Here is a 19,962-nt window from a genome sequence, read left to right on the forward strand (position 1 = left end):
GGTTTGCGTAGTTTTCAACCGGATATTATTTAACGACAGGCTTTTCTTTTAATATTCCTCCTTCATTATAACGCTGGTTATTGGGTAATCCTTTTTTATTTACCCCCTCTTTCATCAGCACTTTGAGTTCTTCCAGATAAGACTGGTACACCTTGCGGGGTTCCACTCCGTATTTCTTGCATAAAGAGGCGGCCATACCGACAACCTCGCCCATCATCCCTGTCGTACGCATCACACGGACCGTACCCAGTGCAACATGCGTAACACTGATATTACGCCCGGCCATAAACAGGTTATCTATATTGCGGGAATAAAGACAACGATAAGGAACCGGATACGGATGGATCAGGATATGTTTCGTTACCGCCTTAAATTCATTTCCCGGAAAATGGGCGCTGTTTGCAGGATCCTGCCAATGCAGATCAATACTCCAGGTCGTAGCAAAAGAAGCATCTTCATGGGTGACATTTTTTGTAATGTCATCTTCTTTCAGAATATAGTCCCCCATCAAACGACGGGATTCCCGTTTGCCTGCCACATAGGCTACCCAGCCCAGTTTACGGTTGCGATACTGAGTATTCTCTTTCATCTGATTCTTCAGGTAACTCCAATTGGAATAAACGACCAGCATGCCATAGTCACGAATACGTTCAAAATCTTTAATCTGATCCAGGTTCATTCCGGTCTCCCAGGTCCATTCACCCATCAGGACTTTCTCGCAATTCTTATCATTGAACTCCACGCCGTAACTGAAATCCGGAAAAGACGAGCTTCTTCCATTGTCTACGGAATACCATTGAACGGAAGCACCCATTGTCATCTTATCGGCCTTTTCGGGAGCGATACTTTCTCCGAATTCACTCTTGGCTTCACGTCCCATACGGAAATCGGCTCCGGCCAGATAGCCTATTGTTCCGTCTCCCGTACAATCTGAAAAGAGAGGGGCTTCAAACTTCTGTTCTTTACCACTTTCGATATGCCGGGCTGTAACGGATGTTATTTTATTACCATCTTTTGTCACGCCGATTGCACGATAGTTCAGGAAAAGAGTCACATTCTTTTCATTTGCCAGCCAATCCAGTTTTTTCTGGTCTTCGTAGTTTTCCGCAGGTTGGGCATTTCCTCCCTTTTCCGGACCGAATTCCTTTTGTAAACCTCCCAACTCCTTATAGACGCCTTCTTCGATACGTCCTCCCAAATGGACACGAATCTCCGAACTATTATTACCTCCAATCACCGGACGGTCGTTAATCAAAGCAACTTTGCATCCTAAACGGGCAGCCGATACAGCGGCACTCATCCCGGCAATACCGGCTCCGACAACAACCAGGTCATACTGTCCCGCCAACGGCGCTTCATCCGGAAAACCCAGCGCTTTCCGGCGGAAGGCTTCCAGTTGTTTCATATCGGACGGAGGTATCCGCCCCTCTTCCGTAGTAAAATAAATAGCATCGCAACGACCGTCAAAACCTGTCAGATCATGCAGCTTGACCACTGTCCTGAGATTTTTCACCGACACCTTACCGGCAGCCTGCCACATCCAGGCTGTACCTTCGGTTCCTAACGGTGACGCCAGCTTTTTACCTCCTACCGACAAGCTGAATTTACCGGGCCCTTCTCCTTTTTTCCAAGGAGAAGTCCAGTTATATGTACGGACATATACATAATACTCCCCCTTTTCAGGAAAAGTAACTTCAGTATAAGCATCATCCACCGGTTCACCCATACCATGGGCTAGCAAATACGGCGATCCCATCAGATCCATAAACTGCTGGTCGACTACCCAGCCTCCTTTGTTACTGAAATTTTCAGCTTCAACGAAAAGGTCGGCGGCTCTTACCGTACCTAAACTCAATAATAGTAATAATGTTATTAATGCTTTCATGATAAATATATTTACATTAGTCTAATTTTCCTGCTTCCGGAAAGCCTGATTTACCAACACCCCGGCTCATCAACACTTGTAAATCCGGTAAATATTTTTCATACACTCCCCTCGGCAAGGTCTGATGCTTCCTGCACAGAGAGGCGGCCATCCCGACAACTTCTCCCATCATCCCTCCGGTTCTCATCACCCGTACAGTACCCAATGCGACATGAGTCACACTGATATTCCGGCCGGCCATAAACAGATTGTCGATATTCCTTGAATACAGACAACGATACGGAACGGGATAAGGTTCTATTTCCTGCACATCACAATAGGAAAGAAAAGGCTCTTCTTCCATTCCTGCAATCGGTTTAGGATAATGCAGGTCGACACCCCAGGTGGTAGTAAAGGTCGCATCTTCGTAAGGGACCTTCTCCAGCAAATCCTGCTCACGTAAGATTATATCACCCAACAGACGGCGGGATTCGCGTTTTCCGCCGATATAAGCCACCCATGCCAATTTCTTTCCGGCAAACTCTTCTTTCCTCTTACTTTCATTTTTCAGAAATGCCCAGTTTCCGTAGACTGCCCGGAGGGCATGATCACGAATATATTCTATTTCCGTAATCTGATCTCTATCAAGACCTGCCTCCCAATCCCAGTCACCTCGAAATCCCGGAATACATGTCTCCTCATTGAACCGGATAGCCCACGGACAATCGGGAAAGACTGAAACCTCAGGAGTATCTTCCGTATACCATTGTACAGACGTCCCCATTACCAACTGATCGGCTTTTAAAGGAGCCCTGGGTTCACCTGTCTCCTCTTTACTTTCCCGCCCCATACGAAAGTCCGCACCTGCCAAAAAACCGACTTCACCGTCACCAGTGCAATCTGAAAATAATTTGCCCTTAAAGATATACTCTTTTCCTGACATAATATCCTGTCCTACAACAGAAATGATTTTATTTCCTTCTTTTTTGACATCAAAAACCTGCATATTTAAAAATAGGCTCAGGTTTTCCTGACTTAGCAACAAAGACAACTTCTTTTCATCTTCATAATTAGTTGCCGGACCTGCATTATGGATTTTCTTTTCCGGATGCCGCTGTAATATTCCAAAAATCTGTCTGCTCCTGACAGACAGCGAATCCCTCTTTGCTTCCCAGGCATTCCAATGTCCGACACCTCCAAGTTCATCTACCAGGTATCCCAGGTTCGTATAAGGTTGCTGGGCAATCAAACCGGAAAGTCCGACTCTGACTTCCGAACTATTGTTGCCTCCTAAAACCGGACGGTTTTGTATCAGGGCAACCTTACAACCGAGACGGGCAGCACTGAGAGCAGCACAACATCCGGCAATACCACCACCAATAACAACCAGGTCATACTCTCCCCCGTCTTCCGGCTCAACAGGTAAACCCAACATTTCCCGACGGAAAACTGCTAACAGCTTCCCCTCATCCGGAGGAAATAAATCCAATTCAGAGCTGAGAAAAATAGCATCGCACCGGCCATCAAAACCAGTCAAATCCTGAAGTTCCAAACGATTATCACCAACTTTCAACATAATTGTCCCGCCATCCTGCCAATGCCAAGAGGCTTTTTCCGTCCCAAAGGTAGCGTCCAGTGCTTTTCCGTTTAATAAGACTTCAAAACGTCCGGGAGAACCAGTTTTATTCCATTGTTTCACCCAATCCCTGGTCCTAACCCATACACGATATTTCCCTGCCTTCCGAACCTGGATTACCGTTGAAGCATTTTCTACCGGAACACCTAGTCCATGTGCCAGCAGATAAGGAGATCCCATTTGCCCCATGGATTGATTATCCAGTACCCATCCTCCTTTTTTATCAAAGCTTTCTGCTTCTATCAAAATATTATCCGCTTTCAAAGGACAGACCGTTATTAATAATATTATAATCCACCATTGTTTCATAAAAATCTTCATTTACTGTTATTATGATTCGGATTTTGTATAAGAAATAAAGTATCTCCCCCATGAAGGAGATACTTTACTCGTAGATTAATAATTAGGATTTTGCTTCATATTCGGATTAATCAGAATCTCAGTCGTCGGTATCGGCCATAAATACTGGCGTTCATCCCATTTCTTTTGGGCAACAACAGCGATCTTACCGGCACTTTCCATCTTAGTGAAATCAGCCAGGCCGTTTTCATCGATATCCGGAGCATAAGGCCAGAACCAGTCTCCCTGGCTAACAACTTTCTCTATAAGTAAAGAAGCCGGGTAAAGCATCATATACACTTTCTTGTTCATTACTTTGTCCATCAACTTCCAGCGCATCAGATCCATATAACGAAGTCCTTCCTTGGCAAACTCCACACGTCTTTCCATACGCAATTCGGATCTCAGCTTGTTCTGATTTGTCATTGTAAATGCCGGATACTGACTTACCGCCGATTTATCGACACCATAAGCTCTGGCACGAACTTCGTTCATGGCATCCAATACGGACTGATCGATCTGGTTCAATTCTATCTTTGCTTCTGCATACATTAATAATATATCCGCATAACGGATTATTATTTTATCAGGATCAATATTGTGGGCATTCTCCAGACAGCTTTCATCCATTCCCTTTTTCCAAACGAGGCCATTATAAGAAGCATATTGCGCAACTGCACGGGAATCATTGTTACTAATCATCTTGCCTGACTTATAGTTCATAACTTCCAATGCCTCAGGATGAGGATTGAATTCTATACCCAGGAAGTTCTCTCCAAACGGAACGATAGTCATTGACAACCGGGGATCGCGATTCTTAAACGGGTCATGAGAATCGAACAATGGAGATTCATCAATGGGTAACCCGTCAATACAAGTATACGAGGCCAATAGTTCCCAGGTCGGGTTCGGTACAGCATATCCTCCGGAATTCCTCGGTAGCCATCCTCTTACATTCATGACCACATTATATTCAATGGAACGGGGTATCAGAAAGATAGATTCCTCCGCATTCTTTGTATTTGTCAGAAACAGATCCCCATAGTCTTTATGTAAAGAATAAATACCCAAATCCATGACAGCCTTTGTTGCAGCAACAACAATGTCATAATCGCCCATATAGAGTGCATAACGCGCTTTCAGTGCCAGAGCAGCCCCTTTCGTTGCCCTCTGAGCACCCGAGTATGAAACCGGTAAAGTTTCTGCCGCCACATCAAACTCATCATAAACAAATTGTTTCACAACCGCAATATCGGTACGGCCCATTGCCATACCTGCCTCTATATCTATATCATCTTCTACCAAAGGTATGCCACCAAACTTTGAAGATAATTTCGCATAAGCACATGCCCTGTGAAAATGAGCCTCGGCAATAAAACCGTTGATTTTTGCTTCGGAAGCACCTGCTTCAACTGCACGGTGTGCTTTTAATATGACCCCATTGGCACGGGAAATAACCTTATATTGTTTTGACCACAGGTCTGTAACCTTATCCGTCTGACCGTTTAAGGTTGCATTTTGGAAAGGAGTCAAAGATTCACGATAAATATTATCATCGGACCAATCGGTATTCCCCTCCTCATCCAACGGCCAGAACGTATCTCTGTATAATTCATTGACAGCCATTTCAATCTCTGTCTCATTCGAATACCAATTTTCCGTCGAACCATAAGACAAAGGATTCAAATCCAGGTCATGGCAGGCAGTAAGCAATGTTATGCCACTGAATAAACAAATTATTATATTATTTCGTTTCATGATCATTCTTATTTAAAAGTTAACCGATACACCTAATAACACAGACATAGTAATAGGATAGCCTGTTGCACTAACTTCCGGGTCCCAACCATGCGGGTATTTACTCAGACAGAATAAATCGCTTCCGGAAGCATAAAACCGAACTGATTCCATACTAATTTTCTTCGTCCATACGGAAGGAAGCGTATAACCTACTGTCAGGTTCTTCATTCTCAGATAGCGTCCGTTGAACATCCAGTAATCAGACATGCTCATGTTGGCATCCACACTATTACGGGTCAGGCGGGGATACTTAACACCAGCATTCTGTTCCGCCGTATTATTGGTACTCCAATAATCACCTTCCAGGATTGACGGGAATCCTCCCCAGTTCGTATTCAATCCTTCAACCATATTTCTGCTGATACGGGAATTCTGACTGCCAACTCCCTGGAACATCATTGATATATCAAATCCTTTATAAGAAGCAGATAAGTTCACACCAAACATGTAACGGGGAAGTGATCCGCCCAGCAATACGCGGTCGTACTCTGAAGAAATTTTGCCATCAGGCACGCCATCCGGACCTGAAATATCTTTATATTTGATATCGCCGATCGTTACATTATTATTCAGCTTCGGTGAGTTATCCACCTCTTCCTGCGTTTGGAATAGTCCGTCACTAAGATAACCGTACCATTCGTCAAACTGGCTGCCTTCCATCTTTACCTTTTCACCTAAAAACTCTGTTCCACCTAAATTTCCCATTTTAGAAATGAAATCAGATAAATTGGCAGATACGGAATATCTGAAATCACCCACCTGGTCACGCCAGCCGATTTCCAGATCATAACCGGTCGTATGCATATTTCCGGTATTTACACTCGGATTATCATATCCGATAAATTTCGGAATTTCGAGAGCTAGCAACATATCCTTCGTTTTCTTCTTATAGAAGTCTCCGGTAAAATGCAGGCGTCCATCCAGGAAGTTTGCATCCAGACCAATGTCCCAGGTTTCTGTCGTCTCCCACGATATATTACGAACAGCATAATACTGTTGAGCGGCTGTCAGGAAAGAATTTACAGTATTCCCACTATAAAATAAAGCAGAACCAAAATTCAAAGCCGATTGGTAAGGATAATAGTTCTGTACTGTTGTGTTATCCTTCGACATTGTGATACGTTCATTGCCCAGCGTACCCCACGAACCTCTCAATTTCAGGAAGGAAAGCCAGTTCCAGTCTAAATTTTTGATAAACTGTTCTTCACTGGCAACCCAGCCTGCTGACAATGAAGGGAAGTTCGCCCATCTGCTATCCGGAGCAAAACGGGAAGAACCGTCCCGACGGAAGTTCACCTGCAACAGATACCGGTTATCATAACTATATGCTATACGGCCAAAGAATGAACGATAAGCATATTCTTCAGCATTACCGCCATTATCCCTCAGATTTTCAGGACCAATATCCAGGTAAGGGAAATTTGTTAATTCATACTGGTCACGAGAAGCGCTCAGTTTTTCCCAAAATGCATAATAGTCCTCATAACCGACCATTGCTGAAAGTTCATGTTTCCCAAAGGTTTTATTATAATTCGCAAAAAACTGAGTGGTCACATCATAACTATCGTTTCTGTTTTCAGTCAATTTAGTCGTTGTAAACCCATTCATATATCCTTTTATCGTATTAGGATCATTGGCATAAGTAAAAGGAACCTGTTTACGAAAACTTTTTACCTTATCAAAATTATAGGTAGGTGCAATTACGCCCGATATCTTCAAGCCTTCAATAGGAGATATATCAATAGCAGCCTTACCACCCAGCCGGTTATACCAGGAGGTTTTCAAACCGCCGTCCGTAATCATAGCCAACGTATTCTCACCGTCCTTGACGTCTCCCCACATACCGTTACTCCATCGCGCTGCATAAATAGGCGGAGTTGCGCGATATTGTAAATCCATCGGATTTCTATGTGGTTCTTCAGACTTGGAACGTTTATAATTTACGTCCAGATGAGCTTCAATATATTTATTGATCTTAAAGTCGTTATTTACCCGGATCATATAACGTTCATAATTTCTGTTCACATAAATACCGTCTGTTTTATCATAACGGAATGAAGCCTTTGTACGAACGACTTTACTACCACCTGCTATATTTATCGAGTGAGTCTGGCGGGGGGCAGAGTTTTTCAGAATTTCATCCTGCCAGTCTGTTACAGGGTAAGCATCAGGATCAGTTGCATTATTCTTTATCCAGTTGTTGACCTGATCTTCCGAATACGTCTGATACCAACCTCCTGCATTATTATCATTATAACGCAGTTCATTTACCATTTCCATAAATCGTTGGGTACCCACATATTCAGGAAGTTTAGTAGGCATCTCCCAACCATACTCAAAATTATAATTCAATGATAAATCGTTCTCTTTAGCACGTTTCGTTGTGATCACAATTACTCCGGCAGCGGCACGGGAACCGTAAATAGAGGCAGAAGCAGCATCTTTCAAAACAGACATGCTCTCCACATCTTCCGGATTTACCTGGTTGATATCACCCGGAACCCCATCGACAATAACCAACGGACTCGATTCACCGATCGTCGTTACACCACGTATTTTGATGGAAGCGGTAGAACCCGGAGCACTATTATCGCGCGTAACCAATACACCGGAAGCAGCTCCCTGCAATGCCGTAGACAATTGCGTTGTTTTACGTGCAGCCAGATCATCTCCTTTCACGGCAGCTACCGCACCGGTCAAATCTTTTCTTTTCATGGTACCATAACCTACAACTACAACTTCGTCCAATAATTCAGAATCTTCCTCTAAAGAGATAATAATATTTGATTTATCATTAATTTGAAATTCCTTCGTTATATATCCTATATAAGAAATTGTTAGTACAGCACCCTGATTAACAGATAGAACAAAATGCCCGTTCATATCCGTGATCGTTCCATTTGTTGTCCCTTTTTCCACAACATTAGCACCAATAACCGGATTACCGTTCTGTTCAATAACACTTCCATTGATTTTCTTCTGCTGATTAACACTGTCTGTCACTAATCTCCTATTAGACAATGCAATCTGTTTATCTACAATACGATACTCTACATTGGTCTTTCCAAATAAAATTTCTAATATTTCATTGATACTCTTACCATGAATATCTATATTCACTGTCCAGTCAATATCCACAGATTTATCAGTGAAAAGGAAAGAGTATTCCGTTTCCTTTTCAATTTTATCGAGAACTTGTTCAACAGTAGCATTTTCCAGTTTCAAATTAATAACCGTATTCTGTGAATACAAATTTTCTGCATGTAACTGAGTCATCACAATAAATAACAAGAATAAACTGATTCTCACAACACGCACTAATTTAGGTATACATAGGGGGATATCCCCATTGGATTGTTTTAGAATTTTCATAACTTTGTACTTGGATTTTTTAATTAAACGAATTAGGACCGATTGGCGTCGGACTTAATTTTTTGATTTAAGGGACAAGGATAAGTTGACGCTTATACTTGTCCTTGTCTTTTTTGTATTACCTGTTTCTTATATAACCTCCTTTCTTTATTGGTATTTGTTTCTTTTTATTTTAACCAAATATCTATACGCTGACGCGGATAGGATGAATCTTTTAGTTGTTCAGTCTCCGCGATTTTCCAATCTATCGGAGCAACTAATTTCAAATAGTCTAATATCTGAGTTACACTTTCTGTGGAGAACGAAGCCCTGCATTTATAATCAATATCGGTCTTCCGGTGCATAACAATATCGACATTATATCGTCGTGATAACCGTTTTATCACCTCATCAAGCGAAGTATTCCTGAACACCAGGCGTCCATCCTTCCAGGCCGTTTTTTCCTCTACATTGACTGTACGTATCAATAACTTCTGATCGGATTTACTATAATAAGCCTGCTCATTTGGCTTCAGCAGCACAGATTGCTTATGAATGAGAACATCCACCTTGCCTGTTTCCAATGTTGTTTCAACCCACATCTCATCACTATAAGCATTTACATTGAACTTCGTTCCATGTGCCTTCACTTTCATCTTTTCGTTGACTGATACATAAAACGGATGCAGTCTGTCTGATTGCACTTCAAAATACCCCTCTCCAGACAGATAAACAGTCCTTTCATCCCCCGTAAAGCGAGAAGGATATCGTAGAGAACTTCCTGCATTAAGCCAAACTTTCGACTTATCCGGTAATTCCATTTGCGTAACTATGCCGGGAGCAGAAACAACTTCCAAATAAGATATATGCTTATCCTCTTGCAGTCGGTTTATATACAGATAAGATAAGAAACCTGTCGATAAAATAAAGGGAAGCAACAATATGGCAGCTATACGCAAAGCGTTGTTAAGATATTTTTGTTTCCAGGAATAAGCCGTTATCCTTTTCTGATTTCTTGCAAAAGCCTGCTCAATATCATAATTATCGTAATCACAAATATCTGCATCTATAGCCTTTGCTATGAGGATGTATCTTTTTATATCTTTTCTATCCAGTTCCATATCTTCTTTGTTTATGAATAGACACACAGAAATAAAAAAGGGGACACTCTATTTTCATTTTTTTTTCAAAAAAGCAAGGTTTATATTTTCTCATTCTTATCTTTGCTTTACTAAACAAACTGATTCAATGTATATTTATTAGTGGAAAGACTTGACACAGAGAGTATAGAATATCTTTTATGGAGTATATCCAATAACGATGACCAAGTAGCTTACCGTTCGTTATTCGAACAGTATTATGTTTCATTATGCCAGTTTGCCAGGCGATACATCGACGACCAGGAAACACGCGAAGATATTGTTCAGGATGTATTTTTTACTATTTGGGAAAAAAGGAAAACTATCATTCCTTACACTTCAGGTAAAAACTTCCTCATAACATGTGTCAAAAATCTTAGTTTAAACTATTTGCGTAGTCAGGGATATAAACAAGAATATGAAACAACGATCAAAAAAAATATTCCCATATATTTTAATAACCTAGATGATCTCTATACACTACAGGAACTGCAGCATCTACTATATCAAACATTAGAGAAACTTCCGCCTGAATACAGGCTTGCTTTTGAACTGAACCGCCTTGAGAACAAGAGCATTGAAGAAATAGCTGAAATAATGGGGGTATCCTGCAGAACAGTAAAAAGATATAAGAGCAAAGCGATTGAAATACTGAAAAAAGAATTAAAAGATTACTTACCTTTATTTATGCTATTCACCTCCATTTTTGACAAATAGCGAGCAAAACAGGATTCTGTAAATTATATAAAAAAGGAAGAAGATCCTTTCTCCTTCCTTTTTTACTTCACCATAAGCAACCTATCTCATTTACCTGGCAGTTTGATTCTCTTTCTCTTTATCAATCTGTTGGACAGCCTTTGTTCTATAATCCATATAATCTTTTGTATTCAATGCCGGGAAACCATTCTTTTCAAGATAATCACCAACTTCACCCAATGTCTTCACATTTTCTTCCAAAATTGTACCGTCAGGGAGTGGTCCTATATTCAAAAGCAGGTTTGCATTTATCTTTGCACAATAATTCAATAAGTCCATAACCTCATCTTTCGACTTTTGTCTCTGTCGCGGAGAGCTATGATAAGCCCATCCTAATGTTTGAATAGGAATATTCAATTCAGCCGGTTTTCCTTTATTGCTTTCCCACGAATGATCAGCAGCATCCTGCACTTGCTGAGGCAAGCCGGCACTCTTAAACACCGAAGCCAAAGAGCCCATTTCTCTTTCACCTGTAATGAAATCCTCATTTCCATTTGCTCCTGTTTTAAACACAACCAGTGCATGCGGCTGGATTGAATGAATCATATCGTAAATTTCCTGTATATTAAAAAGATCAGAATGCTGATATACACCACCGACTGTATCAAACCAAAGCCCGGCAATCGGTCCGTATTGCGTGCACAGTTCCATAATCTGCGTTTTCGCAAAGTTCAGATAATGTTTAAAATCTTCCACCTTTTTAAATGCATACTCGTCGGGCATTTCCTTATAATGGGGACGAGCCGGATTATACATAGAACTCGGTAAAAAATAAGGATGGTGCCAATCCAAACCGATCGAATAATAAATGAACAAGCCTAATCCGGCTTTCCGGCAAGCGACAGCCAGTTCCTTTACAAAATCACGTTGTGCAGGATAATCCACACTATTATAGTCGGTAGCTTTCGTATCCCATAAGGCATAACCATCGTGATGCTTTGCTACAAAAGTTATGTATTTCATTTTAGCTCTGATCGCCAAATCCACATAATCCTGGGCATTAAATTTCTCACCTTTGAACTCTCGGGCTTTCTGCTCATATTCTTTATAAGGGATAGCTTCATTATACATCACCCATTCTCCTTTTCCATACAAAGAGGCTGGTCCCCAATGGATAAACAAGCCAAAACGAGCATCCTTAAACCATGCCAAAGCAGCCTCTTTAGGTGATTTTGCGTATTCGGCTTCGTATCCTTTCAGATAATACGGAATTTCTCTCCATGTCTGTTCCTGCCCTCTCAGATTCAGGCACAAAAGCAAACAGATAATCAATACACTATATTTATTCATAACAACTCTTTTACTTTGATCAATTACCAAGTCTATTTATATTCCAACCACGCCGTAGCTTTTGTATCTTCATCTGTGGAGAAACGAATCCAACGAGCCTGGAACTCTGCCGGAAACTCATATGTCCATTTTTCTCCCGCTTTCACTTTCCGTACCATATATTCCATCCAATCCCCGTTCCCTGTCGGGTCTGCTTCAATGGTAAAAGTAATATCGTCAGTAGACTGATGCGATAAGGTTAACTTTTTCCTATCATAAAATCCAATCAGATAAGGGTCAGACGGGATACCGGCTTTTACTGACGTATCTTTCCACGGACCACCTTTTCCGATCGGTTTACCCAACTGCCACAAATCATCAATAACACCTACCCATACTGCCGCTTTACCATCGTTGGAAACAATGACATGTTCATTATCCTTTCCTTCTTCCGGATTCACCCCTGTCAGGACAAGCATTCCACGATAGGAAGCATAATCGTTTATCCGGTAATTATGAGTAGAAACAGGACGAATCTTTGCATAACCATCTGCATTTTCGGCAGGAAGTTCATAAAATGTACCCATACAGGAAAATAGATCACGCTCTGTTGCCACTTCGCGACAAATACGAAGTTGCCCCTCATTCGTCAAAGATGTATACGCCTTGTCCCCTAATGGCAATCGCCATCTGCGTCCCAGGTCGTCAACAATTAATACCGAGCTATTTTCTATTGAAACAACTTGTTGCGGAATAGCAAATTTTGAGCGGATCAAACCGGCTGTTTCAGCATCATCCTTGCGAACCAGTTCCAATTTATCGCTCATTTCATAATAACCGGTTTCAACCGTATTACCATTTACAACGGTATTAGCCAACAAACCCAAAGCACGACGGTTATCCCCAACTCCGTACAATAAACCGCCGGTTAAATTTTTCTCCGTAGCAGAAGCCATACCTTTATAAATTGTTGCGGGTTGTACAGAGCGGGTATCAGGTGTCGTATAAGAAAAACTAGCTGTTGCCAATGTATTCTTGTCTGCTTTCACGCGAATCCATTCTCCTTTATCTTCTGCCGGAAATATAACACTGGCGGCCTTTCCCGGACTAACAGTTACGGATTTTATTGTTTTCCAATCGTTCGTACCAGTTTCGTCTACTTCATAGGCAAAAGTTACCGGTTGTTTTCCCTCATTCTTAATCCAACCGATACGATTTGCCCAGCCGGCAAACAGGAAAGGCTCGGAGGCTTCATTTGCCTTTATGCTCTCTTTTGCCCAAACAGCCCCTTCGGCTGTTGCCGGACCTAATTCATCCGGTTTCGAAAAAGAGGTAAACCACAGATTGGAATTGGATTGGCCGGGACCTTCTATATTTCCTTTTGCCTTACGTTTATTCAGGAATTCTTTCTGAGCCGAGTCATCACATCCGAAAACGAGCTGATCGTTCCAACGAGTGAAATCACCGATAACCTTCAGATAAGCAGAACGCGGACGGATACCGGCACTGTTATCTGCTGTAAACTGACCGGGAAAACGCCAGAACATGCCATGCATCGTCATCAGATAATCAGGATTGGATTCTGTTCCGACATTCCGGATACGGGGCCATTCCGTATTCCATCCGTGCGCTCCGTCATAGCTATGGCTGGCTTTGGGAAGGCGATAGAAAGACCAACCTTTCTTCGCATCACGCACTCCCAGTAAAACAGACTTATGATCCCAACCCGTAGCCCACAACGGGTCTGTCTCCGGATTCGTATTTCCATAAATGCCCCCCGGACCTGTTACTTCCGTAAATTGATTCCTCCGAACCGTTTTCCAATCTTTACCATTCCATTCAGCCAAAACACCGGCTTTTACATCAAACTTTTTCAATGCTTCAGCCGTACCTTCCCCATTGTTGGAAAAAACAGCAACGCCTTGTCCCGAATAGAAACCTTTTCCATGTACACCCGGCAATACATCATTCGTATCATCCTTTATACCTTTCTTTCTATTTCCATCCTGATATAATTCTTTTACTTCCAACGTATTGACATCCACCTCATAAAAACCCTCTTCCATCGTACCGTAATAGATTTTATGGGCAGGATCCGTCAAATGGCGGGCATTGCCGGTATGACGTCCCGGCATTACCGAATAAGGTATCACCCGAACTTTACCTGTTTTATCAATGGCATACGGACCAATAAAAAGCTGGTTGCTTTCTTTATGGACCATGCGGTTCGCCGGAGTTCCTCCTATACTCTCATCATGTATAATCTGGCGATAATCGGATGTTACCTCATACAATTTATCCGAAGAGCCATTAGGTAAATGCGGCCCATAGGTAATAACCCATAATCGGTCTGCCCAGGGAACCACGGCTCCCGTTCCACATTCTCCTTCATTATTATAATAAGCCAAACAAGGATAAATACCGGATACCGAATCCGGAACTCTCTTAGACTCTTTTTGTGCCGAACAACTCATTATCGATAGTACTGTCAATATGCCTATCGTACTGTTTAATTTCATCTTCATTTTATTTCTGTTATAAAATTAGCAATAAAGGCTCCTCTCAACGCTTATACGCATTAAGACAAGAGAGGAGCCAATATAAGAATTATTTATACGAATTTAATATCCGGGATTCTGTTTTAAATTCTCATTGATAAGAACTTCCTTCGTAGGAATCGGCCATAAATATTGACGATCGTTCCACATACGTTGAGACATTGGAGCTATCAGTCCGGCTTTTTCCATCGCAGAGAAATCAGGAATACCGTCTTCGTCAATCTGCGGAACATCCGGCCAAAACCATAGGCCTTTATCTATGATCTTTTCACGCAATAAGCTTACCGGATACAACATTCCATAATTAGGACGCGTCAATGCTTTTCCTGCAATTTTCCATCTGACCAAATCCATATAACGCAAACCTTCCTTTGCAAATTCCACACGTCGTTCGTTACGGATAATCGTACGTAACTTCTGTTGAGAAGTTGTAGTAATTGCCGGATAGGCACTTATATTTGTATAATCTACCCCATATGCTCTGGCACGAACCCTGTTAATTGCATCTAATACGGATTGATCTATCTGATTCAACTCGATCTTTGCTTCAGCATACATGAGTAAAACATCTGCATAACGGATAATTATTTTATCGGGATCAACATCCTTCCCATTCTCCAGCCATGTTTCATCAATTCCTTTTTTCCATAATAATCCATTATAAGATGCAAACTGAGCATTCACACGGGCATCGTTGTTTTTCTGCATCTTGCCCGTATTGTAATTCATTACCTCCACTGCATCCGGATGCGGATTATAATCAAATCCCAAATGCCGGGTTCCAAATTCAACAATCGTCGCCGTACAACGCGGATCACGATTTTTAAATGGGTTTTGAGGATCAAACAAAGGTGATTCATCTATCGGAAGACCATCTATACATTCATAAGCAGCAAGTAAATCCCAGGACGGAGCAAAAGCGCCCCAACCACCCGGATTTCTTGATACCTCATTCATAACTGTCCAGTTTCCTAACGTCACTTTATATTCGATAGAACGGGGTAACAAGAAAATCGACTCTTCCGAATTTTTAGTAGTCGTCAAAAAAAGTTCGGCATAGTCCGCATGCAATTTATAAAGTCCTAAATCCATACACTTTTTAGCAGCATCAGCCGCGATTTCCCAATCCCCCATATAAAGAGCAAAACGAGCCTTCAATGCCAGGGCTGCCCCTTTTGTTGCACGCAAAGAAGATACACCGGTATATTTCTCCGGCAAACCTTCTGCCGCTTTATCGTAATCTTCATAAATCTTCGGTACTATTTCCGATTTAGGAGTACGACCAAGTGTAAAAGCCTCTTCAATATCGACCACACTTGTCACGTAAACAACATCTCCGAAATAAGTGACCAGTCTGGCATAACAAGATGCTCTTTGAAACAAAGCCTCAGCCTCATACCGTTTTATCTTTTCTTCGGAAATACCCATCTCTGCCGCCTTATCCATATTGGACAAAATTGTATTCGTTCGTGCGATAGATTTGTATTGATTGGCCCATAACGTTGTTACATCTCCGCTTTGACCATTGAAGGTCCCTTTTATAATTTCAGAGGGAGTTTCCCTATAAATAAAATTATCGGTCTTATCTTCATTGTCCAATGGCCAGAATGCATCTCTATAAAAGTCTTTGATCGACATTTCTATTTCAGTCTCATTGGAGTACCAATTTTCGCTGGATGCCTGCGACAGAGGATTTAAATCTAACTCATAACAAGAGTTTAAGCCCAAACAACATCCTAATAATATGATAAATGTACGTTTCATCTTTTTATTCTTTTAAAATTTTACAGACAAACCAAATAACACAGACGTAGTAATCGGATAAGCAGAACTTCCCATCTCCGGGTCCCAACCTTTCGGATATTTACTGATACAGAACAAATCATTGGCTGCCACATAAATACGAGTTTGCTTGATCATTACTTTCTCTGTCCACTCCGCTGGTAATGTGTAACCTAATGTCAAATTTTTCAAACGGAAATAACGGCCATTAAATAACCAGAAATCTGACATGGCATAGTTTATACTACTATTAGAATATGTCAGACGAGGATAAATAGCCTCGGCATTCTGTGCTTCCGTATTTTTTTCACTCCAATATTTACCATCGATAATCGCCGGAGTATTCCCCCAGTTTGCTTGTAGCGGTTGTACCATTGCAGAGGATAGACGGGTATTTCGCCTGCCTACTCCCTGAATTGCAACAGAGAAATCAAAACCTTTATACCCCAGATTCAGCGTTCCTCCATATTGAAAACGCGGCAAAGATCCGCCTAATAAAACACGGTCATACTCAGGAGAAATCTTTCCATCAGGTACACCGTCAGGTCCGGAAATATCTTTATATTTAACATCGCCCAATTGTACGTTATCATTTAATTTCGGTCCTTTTAAATCCTCTTCCGTCAGCATCAGACCATCACTCAAATAACCATACCATTCGTTAAATTCACTGTCTTTCAATTTCACCTGATCTCCCAGGAATTCCGTTCCGCCCAAATCTCCCATCTTAGAAACAAAGTCGGAGAAATTCGCAGAAATTCCGTAAGTCAAATCCCCTATACGGTCATTCCAGGCTAATTCGATGTCATATCCATTGGTATACATCTTACCTGTATTTCTCTGCGGATTATCAAACCCGACATAATCAGGGATTTCCAAAGCCAATAGCATATCTTTCGTCTGCTTGTTATAATAATCAGCCGTAAAGCGCAAACGATTATTAAAGAAATTAGCATCCAAACCGATATCTACCGAACTTGTTGTTTCCCAGGAGATATTTTCAACGGCATAAGCCCACTGCGCCGCTGATAACTCAGGAACAACCGTTCCATTTTGATAGAACAGGACATCACTGAAGTTGATAAAAGCCTGATACGGATAGTAAAGGGCATTTCCATCTTTATCCGTAATCCGTTCATTACCCAACGTACCATAAGAAGCCCTCAATTTCAGGAAAGACAACCAATTAATATCCGCATTCTCCATAAATGCTTCTTCACTTAACACCCAACCGGCAGAGAAAGACGGAAATACTCCCCAACGATAATCAGAATGAAAACGGGAAGATCCGTCATAACGAATATTCGCCTGAAACAAATATCTGTTATCAAAACTATAAGCTACACGGCCAAACCAGGATCTATAAGACAACTCCGTAGCACTTCCGCTATTATCACGCAAATCCAACGGACCTACATTCAAATAAGGGAAATTACTCAATTCATATTGATCACGGGAAGCACCCAGATTCTCACCGGATGAATAATAAGTTTCATAACCAGCCATCAAGTTCAAATCATGCTTACCAAAAGTCTTCATATAATTGGCAATTCCTTGAATTGTTATATTATAACTGTCATTCCTCTCTTCTGATAATTTTGTTGTATTATAGCCTTCCATGTAACCGCCAACCATATTCGGATCATTTTCCAAAGAATAAGGTACCGCCTTACGGAAATGTTTCTTTTTCTCAAATGTATAATTAGGTGCAATCACTCCTGAAATTTTCAAACCTTCAATCGGAGTTATATTAATTGCAGCACGTCCTCCCATCTGATTATACCACTCATCTTTAAAACCTCCGGAATTTACTACAGCATAGGAATTATTCCCATTCTTTCCGCTCGCATATTCTCCGTTAGCCCATACAGCCGGATAAATCATAGGAGCTAAGCGCATATCAGAGAAGGGAGAGTAATAAGGCTGATGATTTTTTGTCCGTTTAAAATTAAAATCCAATGTCGCCCCCAAATACTTATTTACCGTAAAATCATTATTGGCACGAATCATGAAACGCTCATAATCACGGTCTGCGTATAAACCGTCCACTTTATCATAGACGAATGAAGCATTCGATTTTACAGTCTTAGCCCCCCCGGCTACACTAATCGTATGAGTCTGACGCGGAGCCGAACCTTTCAAAATCATTCCAACCCAATCTGTCATAGGATATTTATCAGGGTTTGTCTGGTGATATTTTTCCCAATTATTTATATCATCATCCGAATAAGCCTGGTTCCAACCTCCGGATTTATTGTCATTATAACGCAACTCATTGGTCGTTTCCAAAAAACGTTTAACCCCTACGTATTTCGGTTGCTTGGTTGGTATCTCCAATCCGTATTCAAAATTATAATCGATCGACAGACTTTTCTCCTGGGCCCGCTTAGTCGTAATCAAAATGACGCCTGCCGCTGCACGTGAACCATATATGGAAGATGACGCCGCATCTTTCAAAACAGACATGCTTTCCACATCATTCGGATTCACATCATTAATACTACCGGGAACACCATCGATAATCACCAACGGACTGGTATCGCCAATCGTGGTAATACCACGAACCCGGATACTACCGGCAGCTGCCCCTGGAGCATTGTTATCACGGGTTACCGTCACACCAGCTATAGCACCTTGCAACGCAGTAGATAATTGTGTTGTCTTACGGGCTGCCAAATCATCCCCTTTTATAGCAGCGACAGAACCTGTCAGGTCTTTCTTTTTCATGGTACCATAACCAACAACGATAACTTCATCCAAAACTTCAGTATCTTCTCTCAAAGTGATTGTTACGGAGTTCTTGCCAATGACAGGTATCTCACTCGTTACATATCCTATATAAGTGATAACTAACGTAGCGTCAGACGCTACGTTGAGGGAGAACCTCCCTTCGGCATCCGTTATTGTACCGTTTGTCGTCCCTTTTTCTACCACGTTTGCACCAATAACAGGCAAACCTGTTTCATCATTAATAACTCCCGATACAATTTTCGTCTTCTGCTGTGCCGCATTCGTAGCCTGATTGGGTTTAAAAGCCTTAATTAATACCTGACGATCAATAATCTGATAATTATATCCCGTATTATTAAATATCTGCGTAAGAACTTCATCCAATGTTACATTCTTAGCATTTACACTTACTTTCTTATTTACATTTACATGATTGTCATTAAAAAAGAAAGTAAACTCGCTGTTCTTCTCAATCTCTTTCAGTATTTCAATGATACTGGCATTATTCTTTTTGATTGAAACTTTATAATCCTGCGCATAGGTGGAGGCAGAAATACAACAGGCAACAGCCAATGAAAATAAGGTTGTGATCTTCATAATGCGAATTGTTTTTCTTAATAACGGGACACAACAATCCCTGTCATTGTTTTTTTTCATAACTTTGTATTGTTTTTAATGAATAATAAATGCAAGTCGTTGGCTTGGACTCCTTATGACGTGCATTTTCTTGAAAACTCA

10 protein-coding genes are annotated in these 19,962 nt (G+C 41.3%); 1 reads left to right on the forward strand and 9 read right to left on the reverse strand.

Annotation, left to right across the window (positions count from 1 at the left end; genetic code table 11):
- Positions 1-25 precede the first annotated feature (25 nt).
- The 5 genes from DWW91_RS18575 to DWW91_RS18595 all read right to left on the reverse strand — a co-directional run bounded on the left by DWW91_RS18575 (position 26) and on the right by DWW91_RS18595 (position 10,111).
- Positions 26-1,885, reverse strand: coding sequence for an FAD-dependent oxidoreductase (locus tag DWW91_RS18575; RefSeq protein ID WP_122328573.1), 1,860 nt, complete (start codon positions 1,883-1,885; stop codon positions 26-28).
- Between the two features lie 16 nt (positions 1,886-1,901).
- Entirely contained in the window at positions 1,902-3,809 is a 1,908-nt protein-coding gene (locus DWW91_RS18580; protein WP_122328624.1) for an FAD-dependent oxidoreductase, read from the reverse strand.
- An 87-nt stretch (positions 3,810-3,896) separates the two neighbouring features.
- Positions 3,897-5,597 carry a RagB/SusD family nutrient uptake outer membrane protein gene (locus DWW91_RS18585; protein WP_010802706.1) on the reverse strand — a complete coding sequence of 567 codons (1,701 nt, stop codon included), beginning with the start codon at positions 5,595-5,597 and terminating at the stop codon, positions 3,897-3,899.
- 12 nt (positions 5,598-5,609) lie between these two features.
- On the reverse strand, positions 5,610-9,011 hold the full coding sequence (locus tag DWW91_RS18590) for a TonB-dependent receptor (RefSeq protein WP_122328574.1): 3,402 nt from the start codon (positions 9,009-9,011) through the stop codon (positions 5,610-5,612).
- A 167-nt stretch (positions 9,012-9,178) separates the two neighbouring features.
- Positions 9,179-10,111, reverse strand: a complete 933-nt coding sequence (locus DWW91_RS18595; RefSeq protein ID WP_007658189.1) for a FecR family protein — start codon at positions 10,109-10,111, stop codon at positions 9,179-9,181.
- 141 nt (positions 10,112-10,252) lie between these two features.
- Here DWW91_RS18595 and DWW91_RS18600 point away from each other — a divergent pair, with 141 nt between their 5' ends.
- Positions 10,253-10,846: an RNA polymerase sigma-70 factor gene (locus DWW91_RS18600; RefSeq protein WP_007658191.1), complete on the forward strand. Its 594-nt coding sequence runs from the start codon at positions 10,253-10,255 to the stop codon at positions 10,844-10,846.
- 90 nt (positions 10,847-10,936) lie between these two features.
- Here DWW91_RS18600 and DWW91_RS18605 read toward each other — a convergent pair whose 3' ends face one another.
- The 4 genes from DWW91_RS18605 to DWW91_RS18620 form a co-directional block, all read right to left on the reverse strand.
- Positions 10,937-12,175, reverse strand: a complete 1,239-nt coding sequence (locus DWW91_RS18605; RefSeq protein WP_122328575.1) for an alpha-L-fucosidase — start codon at positions 12,173-12,175, stop codon at positions 10,937-10,939.
- 32 nt (positions 12,176-12,207) lie between these two features.
- Positions 12,208-14,673 (reverse strand): hypothetical protein, encoded by a 2,466-nt coding sequence (locus DWW91_RS18610; RefSeq protein WP_122328625.1) that lies wholly within the window; start codon positions 14,671-14,673, stop codon positions 12,208-12,210.
- A gap of 102 nt (positions 14,674-14,775) precedes the next feature.
- Complete coding sequence (locus tag DWW91_RS18615; protein WP_010802702.1) at positions 14,776-16,476, reverse strand: RagB/SusD family nutrient uptake outer membrane protein; 1,701 nt, start codon at positions 16,474-16,476, stop codon at positions 14,776-14,778.
- Positions 16,477-16,488: 12 nt separating this feature from the next.
- Positions 16,489-19,881: a TonB-dependent receptor gene (locus DWW91_RS18620; RefSeq protein ID WP_122328576.1), complete on the reverse strand. Its 3,393-nt coding sequence runs from the start codon at positions 19,879-19,881 to the stop codon at positions 16,489-16,491.
- Positions 19,882-19,962: the final 81 nt, after the last annotated feature.

The organism is Parabacteroides sp. AF17-3, assembly GCF_003635445.1.
GTDB lineage: Bacteria > Bacteroidota > Bacteroidia > Bacteroidales > Tannerellaceae > Parabacteroides > Parabacteroides goldsteinii.